This is a genomic window from Pseudomonas sp. IT-P171 (assembly GCF_949767765.1).
In the GTDB taxonomy this organism is placed as follows: Bacteria; Pseudomonadota; Gammaproteobacteria; order Pseudomonadales; family Pseudomonadaceae; genus Aquipseudomonas; species Aquipseudomonas fluorescens_B.
The window spans coordinates 143,877-166,797 of sequence record NZ_CATKQN010000002.1; the positions used below are offsets into that span (position 1 = coordinate 143,877).

At 60.2% G+C, this 22,921-nt stretch carries 20 protein-coding genes; 11 read left to right on the forward strand and 9 right to left on the reverse strand.

The window, feature by feature from the left end:
* Nucleotides 1-103: 103 nt before the first annotated feature.
* Nucleotides 104-1,276, reverse strand: a complete 1,173-nt coding sequence (locus ACM6I5_RS01835) for a murein transglycosylase A (protein WP_017341233.1) — start codon at nt 1,274-1,276, stop codon at nt 104-106.
* 128 nt (nt 1,277-1,404) lie between these two features.
* Between ACM6I5_RS01835 and ACM6I5_RS01840 the strand changes: the two genes are divergently transcribed.
* The gene (locus ACM6I5_RS01840) at nt 1,405-1,854 is read left to right on the forward strand and encodes a c-type cytochrome (RefSeq protein WP_414880177.1); all 450 of its coding nucleotides are present in this window, start codon (nt 1,405-1,407) and stop codon (nt 1,852-1,854) included.
* A 194-nt stretch (nt 1,855-2,048) separates the two neighbouring features.
* Here the strand turns inward: ACM6I5_RS01840 and ACM6I5_RS01845 are convergent, their stop codons facing one another.
* The 4 genes from ACM6I5_RS01845 to ACM6I5_RS01860 all read right to left on the reverse strand — a co-directional run bounded on the left by ACM6I5_RS01845 (nt 2,049) and on the right by ACM6I5_RS01860 (nt 6,676).
* A complete protein-coding gene (locus tag ACM6I5_RS01845; protein ID WP_017341231.1) occupies nt 2,049-2,444 on the reverse strand; it encodes a DUF1090 domain-containing protein in 396 nt (131 codons plus the stop codon).
* A 100-nt stretch (nt 2,445-2,544) separates the two neighbouring features.
* A complete protein-coding gene (ligB, locus tag ACM6I5_RS01850; RefSeq protein WP_414883078.1) occupies nt 2,545-4,218 on the reverse strand; it encodes an NAD-dependent DNA ligase LigB in 1,674 nt (557 codons plus the stop codon).
* 253 nt (nt 4,219-4,471) lie between these two features.
* Complete coding sequence (gene metK / locus ACM6I5_RS01855; protein WP_008033298.1) at nt 4,472-5,662, reverse strand: methionine adenosyltransferase; 1,191 nt, start codon at nt 5,660-5,662, stop codon at nt 4,472-4,474.
* 18 nt (nt 5,663-5,680) lie between these two features.
* Nucleotides 5,681-6,676, reverse strand: coding sequence for an ArsR/SmtB family transcription factor (locus ACM6I5_RS01860; RefSeq protein ID WP_017341229.1), 996 nt, complete (start codon nt 6,674-6,676; stop codon nt 5,681-5,683).
* A gap of 273 nt (nt 6,677-6,949) precedes the next feature.
* On the opposite strand from ACM6I5_RS01860, the gene tkt reads away from it, so the two are divergent.
* The 6 genes from tkt to fba all read left to right on the forward strand — a co-directional run bounded on the left by tkt (nt 6,950) and on the right by fba (nt 13,306).
* Nucleotides 6,950-8,947, forward strand: coding sequence for a transketolase (gene tkt, locus ACM6I5_RS01865; protein ID WP_017341228.1), 1,998 nt, complete (start codon nt 6,950-6,952; stop codon nt 8,945-8,947).
* Nucleotides 8,948-9,097: 150 nt separating this feature from the next.
* Nucleotides 9,098-10,150 carry an erythrose-4-phosphate dehydrogenase gene (gene epd / locus ACM6I5_RS01870; protein WP_017341227.1) on the forward strand — a complete coding sequence of 351 codons (1,053 nt, stop codon included), beginning with the start codon at nt 9,098-9,100 and terminating at the stop codon, nt 10,148-10,150.
* Between the two features lie 12 nt (nt 10,151-10,162).
* Nucleotides 10,163-11,326: a phosphoglycerate kinase gene (locus ACM6I5_RS01875; RefSeq protein ID WP_017341226.1), complete on the forward strand. Its 1,164-nt coding sequence runs from the start codon at nt 10,163-10,165 to the stop codon at nt 11,324-11,326.
* A 34-nt stretch (nt 11,327-11,360) separates the two neighbouring features.
* Nucleotides 11,361-11,582: a hypothetical protein gene (locus tag ACM6I5_RS01880; protein WP_414883079.1), complete on the forward strand. Its 222-nt coding sequence runs from the start codon at nt 11,361-11,363 to the stop codon at nt 11,580-11,582.
* 56 nt (nt 11,583-11,638) lie between these two features.
* Nucleotides 11,639-11,971, forward strand: coding sequence for an MliC family protein (locus tag ACM6I5_RS01885; RefSeq protein ID WP_414883080.1), 333 nt, complete (start codon nt 11,639-11,641; stop codon nt 11,969-11,971).
* A 270-nt stretch (nt 11,972-12,241) separates the two neighbouring features.
* Entirely contained in the window at nt 12,242-13,306 is a 1,065-nt protein-coding gene (gene fba, locus ACM6I5_RS01890) for a class II fructose-bisphosphate aldolase (protein ID WP_008081027.1), read from the forward strand.
* A gap of 351 nt (nt 13,307-13,657) precedes the next feature.
* Here fba and ACM6I5_RS01895 read toward each other — a convergent pair whose 3' ends face one another.
* Entirely contained in the window at nt 13,658-14,326 is a 669-nt protein-coding gene (locus tag ACM6I5_RS01895; RefSeq protein ID WP_017341223.1) for a polysaccharide lyase family 7 protein, read from the reverse strand.
* A gap of 320 nt (nt 14,327-14,646) precedes the next feature.
* Here ACM6I5_RS01895 and ACM6I5_RS01900 point away from each other — a divergent pair, with 320 nt between their 5' ends.
* From ACM6I5_RS01900 to ACM6I5_RS01910, 3 genes are read left to right on the forward strand one after another with little or no spacing between them, the layout of a single operon-like run.
* Nucleotides 14,647-16,770 carry a putative bifunctional diguanylate cyclase/phosphodiesterase gene (locus tag ACM6I5_RS01900; protein ID WP_414883081.1) on the forward strand — a complete coding sequence of 708 codons (2,124 nt, stop codon included), beginning with the start codon at nt 14,647-14,649 and terminating at the stop codon, nt 16,768-16,770.
* Between the two features lie 45 nt (nt 16,771-16,815).
* The gene (locus ACM6I5_RS01905) at nt 16,816-17,307 is read left to right on the forward strand and encodes a M48 family metallopeptidase (RefSeq protein ID WP_414883082.1); all 492 of its coding nucleotides are present in this window, start codon (nt 16,816-16,818) and stop codon (nt 17,305-17,307) included.
* Between the two features lie 15 nt (nt 17,308-17,322).
* Nucleotides 17,323-17,619, forward strand: a complete 297-nt coding sequence (locus ACM6I5_RS01910) for a winged helix-turn-helix domain-containing protein (RefSeq protein WP_007894945.1) — start codon at nt 17,323-17,325, stop codon at nt 17,617-17,619.
* 52 nt (nt 17,620-17,671) lie between these two features.
* On the opposite strand, the gene ACM6I5_RS01915 is transcribed toward ACM6I5_RS01910, so the two are convergent.
* Nucleotides 17,672-18,124 (reverse strand): GNAT family N-acetyltransferase, encoded by a 453-nt coding sequence (locus ACM6I5_RS01915; RefSeq protein WP_017341220.1) that lies wholly within the window; start codon nt 18,122-18,124, stop codon nt 17,672-17,674.
* A 254-nt stretch (nt 18,125-18,378) separates the two neighbouring features.
* Here ACM6I5_RS01915 and ACM6I5_RS01920 point away from each other — a divergent pair, with 254 nt between their 5' ends.
* The gene (locus ACM6I5_RS01920) at nt 18,379-19,116 is read left to right on the forward strand and encodes a substrate-binding periplasmic protein (protein ID WP_414880181.1); all 738 of its coding nucleotides are present in this window, start codon (nt 18,379-18,381) and stop codon (nt 19,114-19,116) included.
* 156 nt (nt 19,117-19,272) lie between these two features.
* On the opposite strand, the gene yccS is transcribed toward ACM6I5_RS01920, so the two are convergent.
* Nucleotides 19,273-21,456 (reverse strand): YccS family putative transporter, encoded by a 2,184-nt coding sequence (yccS, locus tag ACM6I5_RS01925; RefSeq protein ID WP_414883083.1) that lies wholly within the window; start codon nt 21,454-21,456, stop codon nt 19,273-19,275.
* A gap of 269 nt (nt 21,457-21,725) precedes the next feature.
* Nucleotides 21,726-22,904: an NAD(P)/FAD-dependent oxidoreductase gene (locus tag ACM6I5_RS01930; protein WP_017341217.1), complete on the reverse strand. Its 1,179-nt coding sequence runs from the start codon at nt 22,902-22,904 to the stop codon at nt 21,726-21,728.
* Nucleotides 22,905-22,921: the final 17 nt, after the last annotated feature.

Genomic DNA, 22,921 nt, shown 5'->3' on the forward strand with positions numbered 1-22,921 from the left:
AAAGATCGCAGGCTGCCCAGCGCCTACATTGGCCGGGTTCACCGCTACTTGGCGGATGAGCATTGATCCATGCAGGCGCTGGCGCAGCCTGCGATCTTTGACTTTAGAGCTTGTCGGCCACCTGAGGCACTTGCGGCAATGCCGCGCCTTTGGGCCATAACATCCAGATCTGCCCCTGTTGTTTCATGTCGCCGGCCAATTGCCCGGCCGCTTCTCCGGTTCCCCAGAACAGGTCCGCCCGAACTTCACCGGCAATCGCGCCGCCAGTGTCTTGGGCGGCCACCGGGCGAACCAGCGGCGTGCCGTCCGGCCGCGTCGTGGATAACCACATCAGACTGCCCAGTGGAATCACTTTGCGGTCCACGGCGGCGCTATAGCCTGCGGTCAACGGAACATTCAGCGAGCCGCGAGGGCCTTCGTTGCTGTCGGGGTTGCGGGTAAAGAACACATAGCTGGGATTGCTGCCGAGCAGTTCCGGAATGCGCGTCGGATTGGCCTTGGCCCAGTTGCTGATCGCACCCATGGTCACGTCTTCTTTTTTCAGTTCACCTTGTTCCACCAGCCAGCGGCCGATCGGCCGATAGGGATGGCCGTTCTGGTCGGCGTACGCGATGCGCAGCTGGCGGCCGTCACTGAGCTGGATGCGACCCGAGCCCTGGATTTGCAGGAACTGCAGGTTCATCGGGTCGGTCAGCCATGCCACCACCGGCGCCTTGACTCCTTTGTTTTCGATCGTTGCCGCATCGTCGTACGGCTTGAGCACGCGGCCTTCGAGCCGTCCGCGCAGGCGTTTGCCTTTGAGCTCCGGGTAGATGCTGTCCAGGGAGACGATGATCATGTCCTCTGGAACCCCATACACCGGAATGTTCGCCACGGCGGTTTGGGTCAGGCTGCCGGGGTAGACCGGCTCGTAGTAACCGGTGATCAAGCCATCGGGATTGTCGTTGGCGGCGCGCAGGCCGTAGACATCGAGGTTCTGTTTGAGGAAGCCGCGGATGTCGGTGGCGGTTTGCGGCACATTGGCGGCTGCGGCGCAGGTTGGGCCCCACACCGGATCGGCCTTGAGTCGGGTACAGGCGCTGCGCCACGAACCGAAACCGGCGATCAGATCGTTATCGGACACTGCAGGCAGCGCTTCCCAGGTGGCGCTGGAATAAGTCGCCAGTGCGTGGGTTTTCGGTTTGTTGTTGTCACCACCGGTGCAGCCTGCGAGCACGGCCACTATCGGGAGAGTCCAGGCGAGGCGATGACGCCAGGCCTTGAAACGGCTGTTCATGGAGTAATTCCTTTGCCGGTTGCGCGAGTGCTCACTGCGCTCGAACAACCCGTATTGATATTAGGGCTATTGGTGTTTGTCGATGACGCGAGGATACTGGCCGCCGTTTCCCGTGACCTGAAGCCACCATGACATTTAAAAGACTTTCCGTTGTATTGCTGGCCTGCCTGACGTTGTCTGCGTGTGGCGGTGTCGACCCGAACTCGCCACTGGGCCAGCGCAAGGCGATCTTCAAGCAAATGCTCAAGACCGGCGAAGACCTGGGCGGCATGTTGCGCGGCCGCATTCCATTCGACGGTCCGAAGTTCGCTGAGGGCGCCATCAAGCTCGATGCGCTGTCCCATGAACCGTGGAAGCATTTTCCACAGGTGCGCGAAGAAGATCACACCAGTGCCAAGAGCGATGTCTGGCAGAAACAGGCACGCTTTCAGGAAATGGCCCGCACCCTTGAAGCCAGCACCGGTGAATTGGTGATTGCCAGCAAGGTCCAGCCTTACAAGGCCAGTAACCTCGGGCCGGCGGTGCAGAAAGTCGAAGATGCCTGCAGTGCGTGCCATAAAGAGTTTCGGGATCATTGATTCTCGGATGTGACTGGGTGGTGCTTGCTGCGCAACGGTGGCGAGGGAGCTTGCTCCCGCTGGGCGGCGAAGCGGCCCCAAAACCATTCGACCGAGTTTCGTCAGCTGTATTCTGCGTGCCGGATTGCGACGGCTTCGCCGCCGAACGGGAGCAAGCTCCCTCGCCACAACAGTTCGCTCGCTAATCCGGTGGATTACTTGTCCAGCTCGTCGAGCGCGTCCTGCAATGCCTTGCGGGACTCGGCGAGTTTGTCTTTGCGCTTGTTGATCTTCTCTGGGTCGCCTTTCTTCATGGCTTTGTCCAGGTCGGCCTGACGCTGACTGACTTCATGCTTGGCGTCGAGGACCTTGTTCTCCCGTTCCTTTTTCAGCGAGGCGTCAGTGCAATGAGCGGTGACTTCGCTCAGGGCGGTTTCCAGGCCAGCCTGCTGATCGGCGTTGCCGTGGGACTTGGCCAGCTCGATCTGATTGATGATGCCCTGTTTCTTGGCGGCGCAACCGGTCAGGCCCGGGGCCTCTTCGGCGGCCATCAGTGGAGCGGCCATCACACCGCATAGAGTCAGCAGGACGAGCGGTGAAAGAAATTTCATAAAAGCTCCATGTACAAAGTGCAAATCGGATCGATAGGGCGGTGGGCGTTTGAGCCCATTGGCACCTTTGGGTTCCCGGGTGGGCGAGCATCGGCGGTCGCTAAAACCCGTCGATTCCCGCCGCACGTAATGTGTCACTCAAGGCCAGGACCTGCGGGTCGCGGAAAAATGCGCTCAGTTGCGCCGCACGTCCCGGGCCGATACCGGCCTCTGCCTGCCATTGTCCGGTGTTTCGTTGTGCCAGTGCCTGCCATGAATCAGCCAACGGCGCCTGGCCGGTCGGTGGTAATCCCAGGGCTTTGAGCCAGCGAATGAAAGGGCGTTGGCGGGCGCTGTTGAAACTGTTTAAAAGACGAGTCGTGCTGCGCTCGCCGAAGCCGTCAATGTTAGCAAGCTCTTGAGCATCGAGGGTCAACCAATCCAGCAGGCCGTTCAGGCGGCCTGTTTCGAGAAGTTTCTCCCAGGTGCCGGGGCCGACATGAGGCAAGGCCAGCCCTTGCTTGCCACTGAGCCAGGCCAGTCGCGCGAGGAATTGGCTTTCGCAGCCAGGCGTCGGCTGCCAGCAACTCAACGGATGAAAGTCTGCCGCTAACGGTATGTTTAATTCGGCGCGTTCGGCGGCGCGCAGAACCACGCCGTCGAGCCTGGGAATGGTCAGTCCCGCCAGGCTGACGGACACCTGATCGCCGGGGCGGATATCCAGTTCCTCCCAGCGTCGCAGGGAGCTGACGCTCACGCGTTTGATCTGCCGGTCATCGAGTGTCACCGGTTTCAGCTCCAGCACCGGTGTGATCCGTCCGGTGCGACCGACCTTGAAATCGACTTTTCGCACCTCGGCCAGCGCCTGGGCAAAGGGGTATTTCCAGGCGATGGCCCAGTACGGTGTTTTCGCCTGCCAGCGCGCGGCTGAGGGGCGCTGGCTCTGGCGCAGGACGACACCGTCGCTGGCAAAGGGTAATGGCGAGCGGTACCAGTGGTCGCGCCAGTGTTCGGCGTCGGCGAATGTCTGGATCGGCTGACTGTAAGGCACCGTGCCCGGCAGCCCCAGTTCATCCAGCAGCGCGACACGGGCGGGCAGGCTGGCGGGCCCTTGCGGCCAATCCCAGATAAACAGCCCGATACCAGCGGCTTGCTCGGGGGCGAGTTCCTTGCGGGCCATCAGGCCGGCCACCGTCGAACGGGCATTGAGACTGCCGACCTTGGCTTGTACATGGCCGGTCAGGCGCCAGAAGAGTTCGCCTTGCACGAGCAAATCCACGGGTTGCGCCAGTTGTCGTGGGATAACGGGGATCAGTCGCGCCGGGGCCGTCCAGTCCTGACCGTTCACGCCGTCACCGCGACTGATCGCCTGATGCAGTACGCCGTTGCGATAGATCAGTGTCACGGCTACGCCGTCGACCTTGGGTTGAATCCAGATGTCCTTGCGATCGCGCAGCCAAGCCTCGACCGCGCGACCATCGCGAAGTTTTTCCAGGCCCGTGTGAGCAATGGGGTGGGCGATCTTGCCGCCTGCCGTGCGCAAAGGTTCGGGCGCCGGACCCGCGTTAAAGCACTCACGCCAATCGGCCAGCCGTGCACGGGACTGGTCGTAGAGTTCGTCGGCGATCAATGAGCGTCCGTTGTGGTGGTAGCTGTGGTCCCAAAGGTCGATCTGTTTTTGCAGGGTAGTGATTTCGTCCAGAGCCCTGGCGGGTGGCCAGTCGGGGCAATCGGCAGCGTTTGAGATTGAGCAGACCAGGGTCAGGAGGAAAATGGAAAACAGGCGCAGAAGCATGGTGAGCGTCCTTGCTCAAGTGGAATGCTTGAAGGCTAGTCACTTATTGTCAGGCGGGAAGGGCGGGTGTTTTGCCTTGTATTTCCGGGTGACTGGGCTGGCCTCATCGCGAGCAGGCTCGCTCCCACATTGGAATGCATTTCCCTGTGGGAGCGAGCCTGCTCGCGATGGCGGCGACACGGCGCAAAGCGAAAGGCAATAAAAAGCCCCGCACGGCGAACCGTGCAGGGCTTTTGGTACCGCCTGGGAAGTCTTACAGGCCGGCAGCCGAACGCAGGTCGTCGGCGCGGTCGGTTTTTTCCCAGGTGAACGTGGTGAAGGTGTCTTCGCCGACGGTCTTGGTGGCCGGGGTGCGACCGAAGTGGCCGTACGCAGCGGTTTCCTGGTACATCGGGTGCAGCAGGTCGAGCATGGTGGTGATTGCGTATGGACGCAGGTCGAACACTTCGCGAACCAGTTTGACGATTTTGTCGTCGCTGATTTTGCCGGTGCCGAAGGTGTTCAACGAGATCGAAGTCGGTTGAGCAACACCGATCGCGTAGGAAACCTGAATCTCGCAACGCTCGGCCAGGCCGGCAGCGACGATGTTCTTGGCTACGTAACGACCGGCGTAGGCAGCCGAACGGTCAACCTTCGATGGATCTTTACCGGAGAACGCGCCGCCGCCGTGACGGGCCATGCCGCCGTAGCTGTCGACGATGATCTTGCGACCGGTCAGACCGCAGTCACCTACCGGGCCACCGATGATGAACTGGCCGGTCGGGTTGATGTGGAACTGGGTGTCCTTGGTCAGCAGTTCGGCAGGCAGCACGTGCTTGACGATCAGCTCCATCACGCCTTCGCGCAGGTCTTTGTACGACACTTCAGGGTTGTGCTGGGTCGACAGTACAACGGCGTCGATACCGACAACCTTGCCGCCTTCGTAACGGCAAGTCACTTGCGACTTGGCGTCCGGGCGCAGCCAAGGCAGCAGGCCGGATTTACGGGCTTCGGCCTGGCGCTGCACAAGCTGGTGCGAGAAGGTGATCGGTGCTGGCATCAGCACGTCGGTTTCGTTGCTGGCGTAGCCGAACATCAGGCCCTGGTCGCCAGCGCCCTGATCTTCAGGCTTGGCACGGTCGACACCCTGGTTAATGTCAGGGGACTGCTTGCCGATGATGTTCATCACGCCGCAAGTGGCGCCGTCGAAGCCGACATCGGAGCTGTTATAGCCGATGTCCAGAATGACGTTACGCACGATTTCTTCCAGGTCGACCCAGGCCGACGTGGTGACTTCACCGGCGATGATTGCCACGCCGGTTTTCACCAGTGTCTCGCACGCCACACGGGCGAACTTGTCTTCAGCAATGATGGCGTCCAGCACCGCATCGGAAATCTGGTCGGCGATTTTGTCCGGATGCCCTTCGGACACGGACTCGGAGGTGAAGAGGGAGTATTCGCTCATCTCGATTTTTTCCTGAATTTACCGATGGTGAGTGTCGCCAGTCGGCCGCTGAAAGTGGCGGACCTGAATCTGGAAACCATTACGTAAGCCTACATAGAGGCTTTCCCCGGGAACGAGTCCCGCAGCGGTGGCCCAACGGGCCAGATCGTCCTGTTCAAACCCCAACCAGAGATCACCGCAGGCCTCCCTGGCCCAACTCTGGTTGTGGCTACATAACTCTGTCACGAGCAGGCTACCGCCCGGTTGCAGCAAGTCGGCCATGTGCTTGAGCGCATCGGCCGGCGCGGCAAAGTGGTGCAGCACCATGTTCAGTACAACGCAATCAGCCTTGAGGCTGACGCCATTCAATGCATCGGCCAGTTGCAGGCTGACGTTAGCCAGCGCTTCACGTTCGCAGACCTGGCGCGCCAGTTCGAGCATCGCCGCGCTGTTGTCCAGTGCCGTGACGTGAGTGAAGCGGCGTGCCAGTTCAGGCAGAAAAGCGCCGTCACCTGGGCCGACTTCAATGGCCGTGGCCCCTTCACTGAAGCTCAGTTTGTCGAGCAACGCCACCACGCTTTCGCGGTACTGCGGCAAGCCGGCAATCAAGTCTTGCTGGGCGCGAAACTTCTCCGCGACCCGTGAGAAAAAGTCCTGGCTGGCCGCCGCCCGTTGCCCGTGGACCTGACCGATCCGCGACTGCACATCGGCCGGCAGGGTCAGGTTGTCCACTTCTTCGAGCAGCGCGGCGTGCAACTTGCCGCCCAGCAGATCGGTGTGGGGCAGGGCGCGACGGTAAAAAATCGCATTGCCTTCACGGCGCGTTGCCACCAGGTCGGCCTGGGCCAGCACCTTGAGGTGATGACTCATGCCCGACTGGCCGATGCCGAAGATCTGCGCCAGTTCCAGTACGCCAAACGAATCGTTGGCCAGCGCGCGCAATACATTCAGCCGCAGAGGATCGCCGCCGGCCTTGCACAGGGCCGCCAGCTCATCGCACTCGTCATGTTGAATGGAAGGCACGCGTAAATTCATAGGGCCAGCAGTCTAGTGATGGTCAGAAATCCCCGCAAGAGCAATATCAAAAAGTTTTGATATTGCTCGATAGATGGCACTTCTCGTGGAAAGGGTCACTCTACAAATCGTCAGCGGAAAGGTTTCACCAGGCGAATGCGACTTTATCCACCGGAAAAACGCCTTCAGATGATTATCTGTCATTGCCCCGAGGCGGGTCGGTGAGGGAAAATGCTCGCCTTTTTTCCGTTTCGTTTTATTCACTCTCGATTCAATATCCGCAGGAGAACAGCGATGCCCAGCCGTCGTGAGCGTGCCAACGCCATTCGTGCCCTCAGCATGGATGCCGTGCAAAAAGCCAACAGCGGCCATCCCGGTGCCCCTATGGGTATGGCAGATATCGCCGAAGTACTTTGGCGTGACTACCTGAAGCACAACCCGAGCAATCCATCGTTCGCCGACCGTGACCGCTTCGTGCTGTCCAACGGTCACGGTTCGATGCTGATCTACTCGCTGCTGCACCTGACCGGCTACGACCTGTCGATCGATGACCTGAAAAACTTCCGCCAGCTGCACAGCCGCACCCCGGGCCACCCGGAATTCGGCTACACCCCTGGCGTGGAAACCACCACCGGTCCACTGGGCCAGGGCCTGGCCAACGCCGTGGGTTTCGCCCTGGCAGAAAAAGTCCTGGCGGCGCAGTTCAACCGTCCGGGCCACAATGTCGTCGATCACCACACCTACGTGTTCCTCGGTGATGGCTGCATGATGGAAGGCATTTCCCACGAAGTCGGCTCCCTGGCCGGTACCTTGGGCCTGGGTAAACTGATCGCCTTCTACGATGACAACGGCATCTCCATCGACGGTGAAGTCGAAGGCTGGTTCACCGACGACACCCCTAAGCGTTTCGAAGCCTATAACTGGCAGGTGATCCGCAACGTCGACGGTCATGATCCGGAAGAGATCAAGATTGCCATCGAGACTGCTCGCAAAAGCGCGCAGCCAACCCTGATCTGCTGCAAGACCACCATCGGTTTCGGTTCGCCGAACAAGCAAGGTAAAGAAGATTGCCACGGCGCCCCATTGGGTGACGCGGAGATCGCTCTGACCCGCGCGGCGTTGAAGTGGAACCACGGTCCGTTCGAAATCCCGGCCGACATCTATGCCGAGTGGGACGCCAAGGAAGCCGGCCGCGCCGTTGAAGCCGAGTGGGATCAGCGTTTCGCTGCCTATTCCGCGGCTTTCCCTGAGCTGGCCAACGAGCTGATCCGTCGCCTGAGCGGCGAACTGCCGGCCGACTTCGCTGAAAAAGCGTCTGCCTATATTGCTGAAGTCGCGGCCAAGGGCGAAACCATCGCCAGCCGTAAAGCCAGCCAGAACGCCCTGAACGCCTACGGCCCGATGCTGCCGGAATTCCTCGGCGGTTCCGCTGACCTGGCCGGTTCCAACCTGACCCTGTGGAAAGGTTGCAAAGGTGTCACCGCCGAAGACGCCAGCGGCAACTACGTGTACTACGGCGTCCGCGAGTTCGGCATGAGCGCGATCATGAACGGCGTGGCCTTGCACGGCGGTCTGGTGCCTTACGGCGCGACCTTCCTGATGTTCATGGAATACGCCCGCAACGCCGTGCGCATGGCCTCGCTGATGAAGAAGCGCGTGCTGTTCGTCTACACCCACGACTCCATCGGTCTGGGCGAAGACGGCCCGACTCACCAGCCGATCGAGCAACTGACCAGCCTGCGCAGCACGCCGAACCTCGACACCTGGCGTCCAGCCGATGCCGTTGAATCGGCAGTGGCCTGGAAGTTCGCCCTGGAACGTAACGACGGTCCTTCGGCCTTGATCTTCTCGCGTCAGAACCTGCAGCACCAAACCCGCAACGCGATCCAGATCGAAGAGATCTCCCGTGGCGGTTACGTGCTGAAGGACTGCGCAGGCGAGCCTGAGCTGATCCTGATCGCCACCGGTTCGGAAGTGGGTCTGGCGGTTCAGGCTTACGACAAGCTGACCGAGCAAGGTCGCAAGGTGCGCGTTGTCTCGATGCCTTGCACCAGCGTGTTCGATGCGCAAGACGCCGACTACAAGCAATCGGTTCTGCCGTTGCAGGTCAGCGCCCGTATCGCCATCGAAGCCGCTCATGCGGACTACTGGTACAAATACGTGGGCCTGGAAGGCCGCGTCATCGGCATGACCACCTACGGCGAGTCGGCGCCTGCGCCTGCCTTGTTCGAAGAGTTCGGCTTCACCCTGGAAAACATCCTGGGTCAGGCTGAAGAGCTGCTGGAAGACTGATCCAGAAGTTGCGTCGTCCGGACTGCCGCCTTCGCGAGCAAACCAGCTCCCACATTGGAATGCATTCCCCTGTGGGAGCGGGCTTGCTCGCGAGGACGGTGGTTCGGTCCACGTTGCAATAACGGATTCACCACGGTAATCGAGAACCCCATGCCTCAACCGCGTCCCTACAAAGTTGCACTCAACGGCTACGGCCGGATTGGTCGTTGCGTCTTGCGTGCGTTGTTCGAGCGAGGCGAGAAGGCCGGGTTTGAGATTGTCGCGATCAACGATCTGGCGGACATGGCCAGCATCGAATACCTGACACGCTTCGACTCCACGCACGGGCGTTTCCCCGGCGAGGTGAAGGTCGAGGGCGATTGTCTGCATATTAATGGCGACTGCGTGAAGGTCCTGCGCAGTGCCACCCCCGAAGGCATCGATTGGGCATCGCTCGGCGTCGATCTGGTGCTGGAGTGCTCCGGCGCTTACCACACTCGCGAAGACGGTCAGCGTTTCCTCGACGCCGGCGCCCCGCGCGTGTTGTTTTCCCAGCCGATGGCCAGCGAGGCGGATGTCGACGCCACCATCGTCTACGGCGTGAACCAGGATTGCCTCACCGGCGATGAGCTGCTGGTGTCCAACGCGTCCTGCACCACCAACTGCGGCGTGCCGCTGTTGCGCCTGCTGGATCAGGCCATTGGTCTGGAATACGTGTCGATCACCACCATCCACTCGGCGATGAACGATCAGCCCGTCATTGACGCCTATCATCACGAAGACCTGCGCCGCACCCGTTCGGCGTTTCAGTCGGTGATTCCGGTGTCCACTGGTCTGGCGCGCGGCATCGAACGCCTGTTGCCGGAACTTGCCGGGCGAATTCAGGCCAAAGCCGTGCGTGTGCCGACGGTGAACGTGTCTTGCCTCGACATTACGATGCAGACCGTGAGCGACACCGACGCTACCGAGGTCAACCGGATTCTGCGCGAGGCTGCCAGCAGCGGCCCGCTCAAAGGCCTGCTGGCCTACACCGAGCTGCCCCACGCAAGCTGTGATTTCAACCATGACCCACATTCGGCGATCGTCGATGCCAGTCAGACTCGAGTTTCCGGCCCACGGCTGGTGAACATCCTGGCCTGGTTCGACAACGAATGGGGTTTTGCCAACCGAATGCTGGACGTTGCAGAACACTATCTGCAAACAGCGACTTCAAAAAAACCGTAGGAAGTGCGACCCATGACCGTGTTGAAGATGTCCGACCTCGATCTGCAAGGTAAGCGCGTATTGATCCGCGAAGACCTCAACGTCCCAGTCAAGGACGGTGTAGTCACCAGCGATGCGCGTATCCTGGCTTCGCTGCCGACCATCAAGCTGGCCCTGGAAAAAGGCGCGGCCGTCATGGTCTGCTCGCACCTTGGCCGTCCGACCGAAGGCGAATTCTCGGCCGAGAACAGTCTCAAGCCAGTCGCCGACTACCTGAGCAAGGCCCTGGGCCGCGAAGTGCCGCTGGTTGCCGATTACCTGGGCGGCGTTGACGTGAAGGCCGGCGACATCGTCCTGTTCGAAAACGTGCGCTTCAACAAAGGCGAGAAAAAGAACGCTGACGAACTGGCCCAGCAATATGCCGCCCTGTGCGACGTGTTCGTGATGGACGCCTTCGGCACCGCTCACCGCGCCGAGGGTTCGACCCATGGCGTGGCCAAGTTCGCCAAAGTCGCTGCCGCTGGCCCGCTGCTGGCCGCTGAACTCGACGCACTGGGTAAAGCCCTCGGCGCCCCGGCCCAGCCAATGGCGGCCATCGTTGCCGGCTCCAAGGTCTCGACCAAACTCGACGTGCTGAACAGCCTGAGCCAGATCTGCAACCAGCTGATCGTCGGCGGTGGCATTGCCAACACGTTCCTGGCCGCTGCCGGTCATCCGGTCGGCAAATCCCTGTACGAGCCGGACCTGCTGGACACTGCCCGCGAAATCGCCGCCAAGGTCAGCGTGCCGCTGCCGGTGGACGTTGTCGTCGCCAAGGAATTCGCTGAAAGCGCCACCGCGACCGTCAAGCTGATCGACGACGTTGCGGCAGACGACATGATCCTGGACATCGGCCCACAGACCGCGGCGAATTTCGCCGAGCTGTTGAAGTCGTCCAAGACCATTCTGTGGAACGGCCCGGTCGGCGTGTTCGAATTCGACCAGTTCGGTAACGGCACCAAAGTGCTGGCCCAGGCCATCGCGGAAAGCTCGGCGTTCTCCATCGCGGGCGGCGGCGACACCCTGGCGGCCATCGACAAATATGGCGTCGCCGATCAGATCTCCTACATTTCTACCGGTGGCGGCGCATTCCTCGAATTCGTCGAAGGTAAGGTGTTGCCGGCGGTTGAAGTCCTGGAAAGTCGGGCCAAGGGCTGAGGTCGCTGATTTGACCAGGAAAGGGAGTGTTCAGATGGTCAAGACGCTAGCGTTGTTGATCGTTGCGGGTTCGCTGGCGGCTTGCGGGAATAACCCGAAAGCCAAGCCGGAACCTGCTCCGCAATCGGTGGAAAAGGGCTGCTACCAGGCTGACTGGCAAGCGGAAACAAACCCGGTGATCAACAAGCGTTCCGGGCCTGATGGCCTGGAAAAATACGAAACGCAGACACCCGCCAAGGAACATGGTTGCCCTTGACGGGTCTGACTCCTTACTCAGGGCTGGCGGCGTGCGCCGTCAGTCGAGGAACACGGATGAAAGGTTTTATCGCCATTACGGCGCTCGCACTGCTGGCAGGTTGCTCGAATTTCAACCTGTTCAAGCCTGCCGAATCGACGGAAAACTGGACCACCTGGACCTGCGATAGCCAGGCCAAAGTGCTCTGGCGCTATACCGACGACAGTCGCAAGGCCGTCGATGTACGCCTCGGGGGCGCCGATCAGGTCTATCGCCTCAAGCTTGAACCGGGTGCGGAAGGTTCGCTGTACAGCGACGACATGCTGGCGTTTCACGTAAAAGGTGAGGAAGGCCTGGTGTACTGGGTCGCCACCAATGATTTGATCGGCCGCGGTTGTAAAGCGCAGTAATTGACACACCACAGATCCAATGTGGGAGCAGATCCAAATGTGGGAGCGAGCCTGCTCGCGAAAGCGGTGGATCAGCTTGCATCAAGATTGAATGTGAAACCGCATTCGCGAGCAGGCTCGCTCCCACAGTGGATCTGTGCAGGTTCTCAAGATTTGAGCAACACCGAATTCGCAGCCCGGGCCAACCCCCGATCTGCAAAAACTTGAATAGCCGCCGCCGCTCCGGCAGGCTGGCACGATTAACGACCCAAACCGGGAGAGACATACACAATGGCACTTATCAGCATGCGCCAGATGCTGGACCACGCAGCCGAGTTCGGCTACGGCGTTCCAGCCTTCAACGTCAACAACCTTGAGCAGATGCGCGCCATCATGGAAGCCGCTGACAAGACTGACTCCCCGGTGATCGTCCAGGCTTCGGCCGGTGCTCGCAAATACGCTGGTGCACCGTTCCTGCGTCACCTGATCCTGGCGGCAATCGAAGAATTCCCGCACATCCCGGTGTGCATGCACCAGGACCACGGCACCAGCCCCGACGTCTGCCAGCGCTCGATCCAACTGGGCTTCAGCTCGGTGATGATGGACGGTTCCCTCGGCGAAGACGGCAAGACCCCGACCGACTACGACTACAATGTGCGCGTCACCCAACAAACCGTGGCCATGGCTCACGCCTGTGGCGTATCGGTAGAAGGCGAGCTGGGTTGCCTGGGTTCGCTGGAAACCGGCATGGCCGGTGAAGAAGACGGCATCGGCGCCGAAGGCGTTCTGGATCACAGCCAGATGCTGACCGACCCGGAAGAAGCCGCTGACTTCGTCAAGCGCACCCAGGTCGATGCCTTGGCCATCGCCATCGGCACCAGCCACGGCGCCTACAAGTTCACCAAGCCGCCTACCGGTGACGTGCTGGCCATCGACCGCATCAAGGAAATCCACAAGCGCATTCCGAACACCCACCTGGTGATGCACGGTTCGTCTTCGGTTCCGCAAGAGTGGCTGGCGATCATCAACCAGTACGGCGGCGACATCAAAGAAACCTACGGCGTGCCGGTTGAAGAGATTGTTGAAGGCATCAAGCACGGCGTGCGCAAGGTCAACATCGACACCGACCTGCGCCTGGCGTCCACTGGCGCAATGCGTCGCCTGATGGCCACCAACCCGAGCGAGTTTGACCCTCGCAAGTTCTTTGGCGCGACGGTTACTGCGATGCGTGACGTGTGTATCGCTCGTTACGAAGCTTTCGGTACTGCGGGCAACGCTTCGAAGATCAAGCCGATCTCGTTGGAAGCAATGTATCAGCGTTACCTGAAAGGTGAGTTGAACGCCAAGGTTAACTAAAACTTCAGCGTTTTGTTTGCACAAAAAACCCGCAGAAATGCGGGTTTTTTTATGAGCGCTCGTCAATCGAGCCCGTACTTTTGCTGAACTAAACGTTATCGCGAAAAAGTATTAAAAACTGTCAATTGTTACAGGTGGTTTAGCCTTGTCATCTGGATAGAGTTGTCCAGGTAGTCGAAACCGCCAACTGGGGGGAAGCTGGTGCAGGCCGCCAGATGCAGGGGCGCGGTCATTGCGGCGAGGGTGTCAGGGAGAAGTGGTGGCAGGGGTGGGGCTGCTTCGCAGCCCAGCGGGAGCAAGCTCCCTCGTCACAGGGAGTGTCATCGTTGCGGGTGTGTGCCTGGGTTCTCGTTACTTATCGTGATCAATATCCAGCTTGCTGAATGTCACTTTCCCGCCTTCACTGGTGTACCCGGTGTTGTCCTGCACATACACCCCGGCCTTGAAGTACAGCGGTTTGACGCGCCACGTCGCGCTGATGTTGGTGTCCCATTGATAGCCCGCGGCGCTGATGCCCAGCGCCCCGCCAGGACTGAGGTGGATGAGGTAGGAAAACTCCTGATCCAGCTTCACGCCGGTAGCGACGGTGATCACCCGGCCTTCGCCATCATCAGGGTGCATGCGCACTTTGGCGACGATGTTGCCGCTCTTGCTGCTGGTCTTGTACTGATACTCGACCTTGACCATGGGCTTCTGGCTTTCATAGGCGTGGATCTGGCCAATGACGATTTTGCCCGAGCTCGGTACCTGGTTGACTGCCAGGGTGGCACGCAGGGAATTGTCGGCGTCCGGGTAGTACCAGTTTTTCAGCGTGCCGTTACTGTAGGTTTCCCGCAGTTCGGTGCGCGGATATTTCGCGTTTTCGGTTTTCGTGCCAGTCACCGGGGACCAGAAAAACAGGGTGCCGGTGTCGGAATGGAAGTATTGATCCTTGAAACCCTTCACCAGTTTGGCTGTTTCAACGGTGTACGGCGGGTTGCCGACGGGAACGCTGAGGTTCCAGGATGCGAGATCGATCATAGGAAAAGCTTCCAGAAATTTTGCAGCACGGACGTACCAGAAGCTCTAGCACGCGCCTTGGAGGGCGGTCTTTATAAGCGTAGAAGGCCCTTTTGTTAACGCCTGTCTGACAGATGGATGACGTCAAAATCCTGTTAAAAGGCCATCTTTCCCGGTTTTAGCGGCCTGTAGCGGTGACCGTTAGTCGGTAAATGAACCCTTTAGTTAAATGATGGCGTACTGATATCTTCTGCTTTAGCGAATCCCGGTCTAGAGTGAAGGCTTGTTATTTGTCCGGTTTTCACGAGAAACCAGCCTGACGCCCCAACAAGAGAAGCAGCATGGAATGCGCGCAACCCACGCCAGCCGAAGGCAGCTCAACACTTTTAATCGTCGATGATTACCCTGAAAACCTGATCAGCATGCGCGCGTTGCTGCAGCGCCAGGATTGGCAGGTCTTGACGGCTGCGTCCGGTTTTGAAGCCCTCAGTCTTTTACTCGAGCACGATATCGACCTGGTACTGCTGGATGTGCAGATGCCGGGCATGGACGGCTTTGAAGTCGCGCGCCTGATGCGGGGCAGCCAACGCACCCGCCTGACACCGATCATCTTCCTCACCGCCAATGAACAGTCCCAGGACGCCGTGATCAAGGGCTATGCCAGCGGTGCGGTGGATTACCTGTTCAAACCGTTCGATCCGCAAATTCTCAAGCCCAAAGTCCAGGCCCTGCTCGAGCATCAGCGCAATCGCCGGGCGTTGCAGCGCCTGAGCCACGATCTGGAGGTCGCGCGCGCTTTTAATGCGTCGGTGCTGGACAACGCCGCCGAAGGCATCCTGGTGGTCGGCGAGGACGGTCTGATTCGCTTTGCCAACCCGGCGATGTCGCGTCTGCTCAATGCCACGCTGCAAGACCTGCAGGGCAAAGAGTTTCTGGATTACCTGCAAAAGCCGCATATACCGATCTGGGCCGATTCCGAGTTGCTGGCCGGTTACAAGCGCGGCGAAACCTTGCGCCTGCATGACGCGCTGTTGCGTACGGCCCCCGGCCAGCAGGTGCCCGTGGCGCTGTCTTGCGCGCCGCTGCCCACCGAACAACATGCGATGGTGGTGACGGTGCTGGACATGTCGGTGGTGCGCCACCTGCATCAGCAATTGGAGTTCCAGGCAGTGACCGACCCGTTGACCGGGCTGCTCAACCGCCGGGGTTTTTATCAGACGGTGGAAAACCTGTTGCTGCGCGGCGAGCGCTCTGACAGCGCGTGGGTGTTGCTTTACCTCGATCTCGACGGGTTCAAGCGGGTCAACGATTCCCTCGGCCACGATGCCGGCGACCGCGTGTTGCGCTGGGTCTCCGAGCAGTTGAAGGCGTGCTTGCGGCCGTTCGACATTCTGGCGCGCATGGGCGGCGATGAGTTCACGGCGCTGCTGGATCTGGAGTTCCCCGAACAGGCGGCGAAGATTGCCGAAAAACTCATCGAGCGGGTGTCGATCTGTCAGCAGATCGATGGTCTGGATATCGCGCTGGGCGCCAGCATCGGCATTGCTACGTACCCGGATTGCGGGGCCAATCTCGATGGTTTGTTGAGGGCGTCGGACATTGCCATGTACGAGGCCAAGCGCGCCGGCCGTCAGCAGTATCGTTTCTATGACCATGACATGAATGGTCGGGCGCGCTCACGGCTGATGCTCGAAGAAAGTGTGCGCACCGCCATTGAAAACCGTGATTTCAATCTGGTGTACCAGCCGCAGGTGGCCATCGCCGGTGGACAGATTCGCGGGTTCGAAGCGCTGTTGCGCTGGCAGCACCCGAGTGTCGGCGACGTGCCCCCCGGGCTGTTTTTGCCGTTGCTGGAAGAAGCGCGGCTGATCAGTCGCCTGGGCAGCTGGATTTATCAACGCGGCGCTGGCCAACGTAAAGCCTGGGAAACCCTGTTTGCCGAGGACCTGGTGCTGAGCGTCAGTTTGAGCAGCACGCAGTTCTGCATGCCCAACCTGGCCACCGAGTTGCGCCAGGTGCTGGAACGTCATGGGTTGCAGGCGCGTCATCTGGAAGTCGAGGTCACTGAAGAGGCCTTGATGCACAACCCCGAGGAAACCCGCAAACAGCTGCGTCTGCTGCGTAACCTGGGCGTGCGGGTGGCGCTGGATGACTTCGGTTCGGGGCCGTGCTCGCTGTCCCATCTGCGTGACCTGGATCTGGACACGCTCAAGCTCGACCGACATCTGATCGCTCGCTTGCCAGCGTCGTCACGGGATGCGGCGCTGGTGCGCAATGTGATCGACCTGTGCAAACAATACGGAATGCTGGTGATCGCCGAAGGGGTGGAAACCGTTGCGCAATATGAGTGGTTGCAAGCCAATGGTTGCGAGTACGTACAAGGCTTCCTGGTTGCCCGCCCGATGGTGGCCGAAGAGGTCAGTGACTTCGTACAGCCATTCGACTGGAGCGCGCTGACGGACTGAATTCGCTACACTGGCGACCTTTCCGTAATCGATGTTGCCGCCCCGATGACTGCCTTGAAATTCCTCCAGGCCTATCCCGCTGTTTTGCAGGACCAGGTGCGTCGGTTGATCACCGAAGGCCGGCTGGGCGATTACCTGAGCCAGCGTTACCCGCAAACGCACGACGTGCAGAGCGACAAGGCGTTGTACGCCTATGCGCTGGACCTGAAGCAGGAATACCTGCGCAATGCCCCGGCCATCGACAAGGTGTTGTTCGACAACCGTCTGGACCTGACCCACCGCGCCCTCGGCCTGCACACCACGATCTCCCGGGTGCAGGGCGGCAAGCTCAAGGCCAAGAAAGAAATCCGCGTGGCCTCGCTGTTCAAGGAAGCCCCCGCCGAATTTCTGAAGATGATCGTGGTGCATGAGCTGGCGCACTTCAAGGAGTCGGATCACAACAAAGCGTTCTACAAGCTGTGCGAACACATGTTGCCGGGGTACCACCAGATCGAGTTCGATTTGCGGGTGTACCTGACGTGGCGGGAAATGCAGTAGCCAAGGAGTGTGTGGATGGACGTGAGCAAGACCAAGAGCAGCTTCTATCGCCGCTTGTACGTGGCGTACCTGATCGACAGCGGGCTGGCCAGCAGCGTCCCGGCACTGACCGAGGTGACCGGCATGCCCCGGCGCACGGCCCAGGACACCATTGCGGCGTTGGCGGATCTGGACATCGTTTGTGAATTCGAGCAGGAAGAGGGCGCGCGCAATCATGCCGGGCGTTATCGGATTCGCGAGTGGGGAGCGATTGACCGGGGGTGGATCGAGCGTAATCTGCGGCAGATCAAGGCGGTGTTGGAGTATCCCTGAGTTCTGCGGCGTCAGTTATGACGCCATCGCGGGCAAGCCCGCGATAGGGCCCTCAAGAACGACGCATCCCGATATGCGGAATGCCATCCTCCAGGTATTCCTCACCCGCCACGACAAACCCGTACCGCCCGTAATACCCCTGCAAATGCGCCTGGGCCGATAGATAAACCGGCACTTCAGGCCAGCGCTTTTGCGCCTGCTTCAACGCCTGGGCGATCAGCTCATGACCCAGGCCCTTGCCGCGATAATCCGGCGCGGTAAGCACCCGCCCGATCACCACGTCTCCGCCCTGTAATTCAGGATCGAGCAAACGCAGGTACGCCACCAGTCGATCCCCGTCCCAGGCCATCAGATGGCAGGTGTCACCTTCCAGATCCTGGCCATCGACGTCTTGATAAATACATTTCTGCTCCACAACGAACACCTCGGCGCGTAGCTGCAGAACGGCGTAAAGCTGCTCCTTGCCCAGATCACTGTGGTGTTTGCAGATCCAATCGATTGTCATCTTCACATTCCTTGAGCATCGTCCCTCCGATACTAAGCGTCTGCACGAAAGATGTCTCGATGGCGAAGAAATCTGTGACAAAGGCCAAAATGCCATCATTCATTTCGCGCGGCGTTGTCTTCTTTGTGTAATCTGGGATGAAGCGCTGTGCAGTGGCTTCGATGAGCTAATGTTAGTACCTGGGTTTTGCCGGTACGGGGCCTTGGAGTTTTGGCTGAAAACGTCGGGCAACCGCCCGCTAAGGATTTTCGAGCATGCCGCGATTGCATCGAGCTTTGGCCTTGATCGGATTGCTGTTGCTGACTCAGAGTGCTGCAGCGGAAAAGCTGCGGTTGGTCGCCGATTCATGGCCGCCCTTTACCGACGCCACGTTGGTCAACGGCGGGTTGGCCACCGACATTGTCAGCACCGCGCTGGCCCGCGCCGGCTATGCCAGCGATTTTGAGCAAGTGCCGTGGGCGCGTGCGTTGCTGGGTATAGGCGAGGGGCGTTACGACGTGCTGGTGAACGCCTGGTACACCGATGAGCGCACCAAACTTGGCCAATTCTCCGGTGAGTACCTGCTCAACCGCGTGCGCTTTCTCAAGCGCAAGGACGCGCCGATCGAATTCAATAATCTGCAGCAATTGCACATGTACCCGATTGCGGTGGTGCGCGGTTATGCCTATTCACCCGCGTTCGATGAAGACGCCTCGCTGCAGAAGATCCCGGTGCACAGCTTCGCCATGGCCGTGCGCATGGTCGCCGCCGACCGGGTCAAGCTGACCCTGGAGGATGAATACGTCGCGCGTTACTACCTGGCACGGGAATCAGCCAAGGTGCGCAATTCCGTGGAATTCCTGCCCAAGCCTTTGAGCGAGAACAGCCTGCATATTCTGGTCAGCCTGAAAAATCCGCAGCATGAACAGATCGTGGCGGGTTTTGATCGGGAGATCGCCGAGATGAAGGCGGATGGGAGTTATGAGCGGTTGATGAAGGCGCATGGGATGTGAGTGGGCTGATCCGGATTTTGCGCTGTCGCTGATGGCCTCATCGCGGGCAAGCTCGCTGCCACAATGGATTCATGGCGTGCATGCAATTCCGGACACCGCACATGTCCCCCAGTGGTGGGCTTGCCTGCGATGAGACCCGCCCAGCCACCACCGATTTCAATCCTCGCTGGTGTCCTTGATGAGATGCGCCGCCAACGTCCGCAACGGCCCCAACTGGCGACAGATCAGCGCCAACTGCGTCTGCACCAGGCGCTGGCCTTCATCGATCTCGTCAGGCATCTGTTCCAGCTCATTGGCCAGTGCCTCTTCCTCATCACTTTGAATCGCAATCGGCTGTTTGCTCGCCAGGCCTTGAGCGATCTCGTCAATGCTCGCCGCCAGTTTCACGCCGGCACCTTCGATCAAATGCTCGCGCACGTCCGCCGGCAGCAGGGTTTCACGGTGTGCGCCCAGTCCTGACAAATAGCTGAGCAACGTGTGCGACAACACCAGGAAGCGGAACCCGACATCCGCTTCTTTACGGAAATGCCCAGGCTCCATCAGCATGTTGGCCAGCGTCGTCGACAATGCCGCATCGGCGTTGTGCGCGTTGCGCCGGGCCAGGCGATAAGCCAGGTCGTCGCGCTTGCCGGCGGCGTATTGCTGCATGATCTGGCGCAGGTAAATGCTGTTGCAGGTCAGGGTGTTGGCCAGCACCTTGTTCAGGCGTCGACCCTGCCAGTCCGGCAGGAACAGGAACACCGCGAGCCCGGCGATCAGGCTGCCGAGCAGGGTATCGAACAGTCGCGGCAGAAACAGACCATAACCGTCGCCGACCTGGTTGAAGCAGAACAGCACCATCAAGGTGATCGCCGCCGTCGCCAGGGTGTAGCGCGTGGTGCGGTTGGTGAAGAACACCACCCCGGCGGCAATTGCGAAGCACGACTGGATCAGCGGGTTCGGGAACAGATCAAACAGCGCCCAGGCCAGGGTCAGGCCTATGGCGGTGCCGATGATTCGCTGACCCAGCTTGCGGCGTGTGGCGCCGTAGTTCGGTTGGCAGACGAAGAGCGTGGTGAGGATGATCCAGTAACCTTGCGACGGGTGAATCAGATGCACCATGCCGTAGCCGATGCTCAGCGCGAGGGGCAATCGCAGGGCGTGGCGGAACAGCAGCGAGGTCGGTGTCAGCTGCGTGCGCAAGCGCATCCACACATCCTTGAGGCTGCGGGGCGAGCGGTCGAGCAGGCTGCTGTCGGTGGCGTCGGCGAGGGCGTCGGGGTTGCTCGCATCGCTGAGCAAACGGTCGAGAGTGCCGAGGTTGGCGGCCAGCGCGCGCAGGGATCGCAGCAGTCCGCGCCAGGCCGGGTTGCTCTGGATGCGCAGGTGTTCGAGGGAAGCGTGCAGGTCGCTCAGGGCTTCGGCGAAGCTGGCGTCATAAATGAAGGGTTGGCGCATCTGGATCGATTCCGCCAGCGCTCGGCACGCCTTGCCCTGCTGGCGCAGCAGGCGCTGACAGCGGAACAGCACGTCACTGTGGAAAAAGGCGTCAGCCAGCGCGTTATACGGATAGTGGGAGGAGCTGGCGCGCTCGTGGATGTCCTGGGCGAGGAAGTAGAGTTTCAGGTAGCGGCTGACTTTCGAGCCCGGTCGACCGTCCCCGACCCGGTGCAGAATGATTTCCTTGGCGGCGTTCAGTGCCGCGACGACCCGGCCGTTCTGCTGGGCCAGTTCCAGTCGACGCGCTTCCACGTCCATCTGCCGGATCGGCTCGAACAGCGACGACTTCAGCTTCAGGTAAAACCCCAGCTCACGGAACAATCGCGCGAGGCTCTGCTGCACCGGCTGGTTGGAAAACATCGCTTGCCACAACACCGAGAGCACGCCGTACCACGCCGCGCCGGCGACCAGCAGCAACGGCTCGTGCCAGAAATCGGTCACCTCGCCGCCGCGCTGGTCCACGCCGATCATGGTGTAGACCGACAGAATCAACGTTGCCGAGGCAATCGCGCCATAGCGTTCGCCCAGCGCACCGAGCATGGTCAGGCCGAAACTGGCTAGCGCGAGGGCGATGACGAAGACGATGGGGTAGGGGAAGAGCAGTTCGACGGAGAGGGCCGCGATGCTGAAGCACACCAGCGTCACGGCCAGAGCGTTGAGGCGGCCCTGCCAACTGTCGTCGGTCTCGGCCAGGGCGCTGGCGATGATCCCCAGGAACAGCGGGATCAGCAGCCCCATTTCATCCTGATACCAACACAGCGCCATGCTGCCCGTCAGGGCGATGAACACCCGCACGCTGTAACTGAATTTATCCAGCGCCCAGAGACGGCGCAGAGACTGACGAAATGGGGTCGATGGCATGAAGTGCGAGGGCCTTCCGAGGCAATGACGCTAAATTGAGCCAGTAATGACGTCGACGCAATGGCGCCGATCACATCTGACAGCAAAATCTGTTCCTTCCCTGGCGACGATGTCAGGTCAGTATTGAGCCTGTGGCGAGGGAGCTTGCTGCCGTTCGGCGGCGCAGCCGTCGTAAATACTGTGGCGTCAGATGTCGGGGCCTGCTGCGCAGGCCAGCGGGAGCAAGCTCCCTCGCCACAAAAGCTCGTACACTTTTTGATTCGTGTGGATCAGACGAATTGCGCCGCCGCGTAACCCGAGGCCCAGGCCCACTGGAAGTTGAAGCCGCCCAGATGCCCGGTTACGTCCAGTACTTCGCCGATGAAATACAAACCAGGGCTTTTCAGCGATTCCATGGTCTTGGACGACACCTCGTTGGTATCGACGCCGCCCAGTGTCACTTCGGCGGTGCGGTAGCCTTCGGTGCCTGCGGGAACGACTTTCCAGCTCGCCAGTTTTTCGGCGATGTCGGCGATTTCCGCGTGGGTGTACTGCTTCATCGGTTTGGAGACGAACCAGTTGTCCGCCAGCAGGTTGGCCATCTTCTTGGTGAAGATCTCGCCCAGCAGGGTTTTCAGTTCGCTGTTCGGGCGTTCGGCTTGCTGCTGTTGCAGCCAGCCCGGTACGTCGTGATCCGGCATCAGGTTGATCTCTACCGTATCGCCGGATTCCCAGAACGAGGAAATCTGCAAAATCGCCGGACCGCTGAGACCGCGGTGGGTGAACAGGATGTTCTCGCGGAAGCTCTGGTCGTTGCAGCTCACCAGGCAATCCACCGACGTACCGGACAGCTCGGTGCAAAGCTCCTTGAGCTGATCGGTGATGGTGAACGGCACCAGGCCGGCACGGGTTGGCAACAGTTCGTGGCCAAACTGCTTCGCGACCTGATATCCGAAACCGGTGGCGCCCAGGGTCGGAATCGACAGGCCGCCGGTGGCGATTACCAAGGATTCACAGGTGATCTGCCCCAGCGTGGTGTCCAGCAAATAACCGTTTTCCAGCTTCTCGATGGTCTGGATCGAGGTGTCCAGGTGCAGGCTGACGCCGACCTGATCGCACTCGCTGAGGAGCATCTCGAGGATGTCGCTGGATTTGTTATCGCAGAACAACTGGCCGAGTTTTTTCTCGTGGTACGGCACGCCATGTTTGGCGACCATCCCGATGAAATCCCACTGGGTGTAGCGCGCCAGGGCGGATTTGCAGAAGTGTTCGTTTTGCGAGAGGAAATTGCCCGGTTCGGTGTACATGTTGGTGAAATTGCAGCGGCCACCGCCCGACATCAGGATTTTCTTGCCGGCCTTGTTCGCATGGTCGAGCAACATCACCTTGCGCCCGCGCCCGGCGGCGGTCAGCGCACACATCAACCCTGCGGCGCCAGCGCCAATGATCACGACTTCGGTAGAGCGCAAAACGGTGTCCTCACACA

Coding starts and splice junctions, on each gene's coding strand:
- ACM6I5_RS01835 (WP_017341233.1), bottom strand. CDS start 1,276: ATGAACAGCCGTTTCAAGGCCTGGCGTCATCGCCTCGCCTGGACTCTC.
- ACM6I5_RS01840 (WP_414880177.1), top strand. CDS start 1,405: ATGACATTTAAAAGACTTTCCGTTGTATTGCTGGCCTGCCTGACGTTG.
- ACM6I5_RS01845 (WP_017341231.1), bottom strand. CDS start 2,444: ATGAAATTTCTTTCACCGCTCGTCCTGCTGACTCTATGCGGTGTGATG.
- ligB (WP_414883078.1), bottom strand. CDS start 4,218: ATGCTTCTGCGCCTGTTTTCCATTTTCCTCCTGACCCTGGTCTGCTCA.
- metK (WP_008033298.1), bottom strand. CDS start 5,662: ATGAGCGAATACTCCCTCTTCACCTCCGAGTCCGTGTCCGAAGGGCAT.
- ACM6I5_RS01860 (WP_017341229.1), bottom strand. CDS start 6,676: ATGAATTTACGCGTGCCTTCCATTCAACATGACGAGTGCGATGAGCTG.
- tkt (WP_017341228.1), top strand. CDS start 6,950: ATGCCCAGCCGTCGTGAGCGTGCCAACGCCATTCGTGCCCTCAGCATG.
- epd (WP_017341227.1), top strand. CDS start 9,098: ATGCCTCAACCGCGTCCCTACAAAGTTGCACTCAACGGCTACGGCCGG.
- ACM6I5_RS01875 (WP_017341226.1), top strand. CDS start 10,163: ATGACCGTGTTGAAGATGTCCGACCTCGATCTGCAAGGTAAGCGCGTA.
- ACM6I5_RS01880 (WP_414883079.1), top strand. CDS start 11,361: ATGGTCAAGACGCTAGCGTTGTTGATCGTTGCGGGTTCGCTGGCGGCT.
- ACM6I5_RS01885 (WP_414883080.1), top strand. CDS start 11,639: ATGAAAGGTTTTATCGCCATTACGGCGCTCGCACTGCTGGCAGGTTGC.
- fba (WP_008081027.1), top strand. CDS start 12,242: ATGGCACTTATCAGCATGCGCCAGATGCTGGACCACGCAGCCGAGTTC.
- ACM6I5_RS01895 (WP_017341223.1), bottom strand. CDS start 14,326: ATGATCGATCTCGCATCCTGGAACCTCAGCGTTCCCGTCGGCAACCCG.
- ACM6I5_RS01900 (WP_414883081.1), top strand. CDS start 14,647: ATGGAATGCGCGCAACCCACGCCAGCCGAAGGCAGCTCAACACTTTTA.
- ACM6I5_RS01905 (WP_414883082.1), top strand. CDS start 16,816: ATGACTGCCTTGAAATTCCTCCAGGCCTATCCCGCTGTTTTGCAGGAC.
- ACM6I5_RS01910 (WP_007894945.1), top strand. CDS start 17,323: ATGGACGTGAGCAAGACCAAGAGCAGCTTCTATCGCCGCTTGTACGTG.
- ACM6I5_RS01915 (WP_017341220.1), bottom strand. CDS start 18,124: ATGACAATCGATTGGATCTGCAAACACCACAGTGATCTGGGCAAGGAG.
- ACM6I5_RS01920 (WP_414880181.1), top strand. CDS start 18,379: ATGCCGCGATTGCATCGAGCTTTGGCCTTGATCGGATTGCTGTTGCTG.
- yccS (WP_414883083.1), bottom strand. CDS start 21,456: ATGCCATCGACCCCATTTCGTCAGTCTCTGCGCCGTCTCTGGGCGCTG.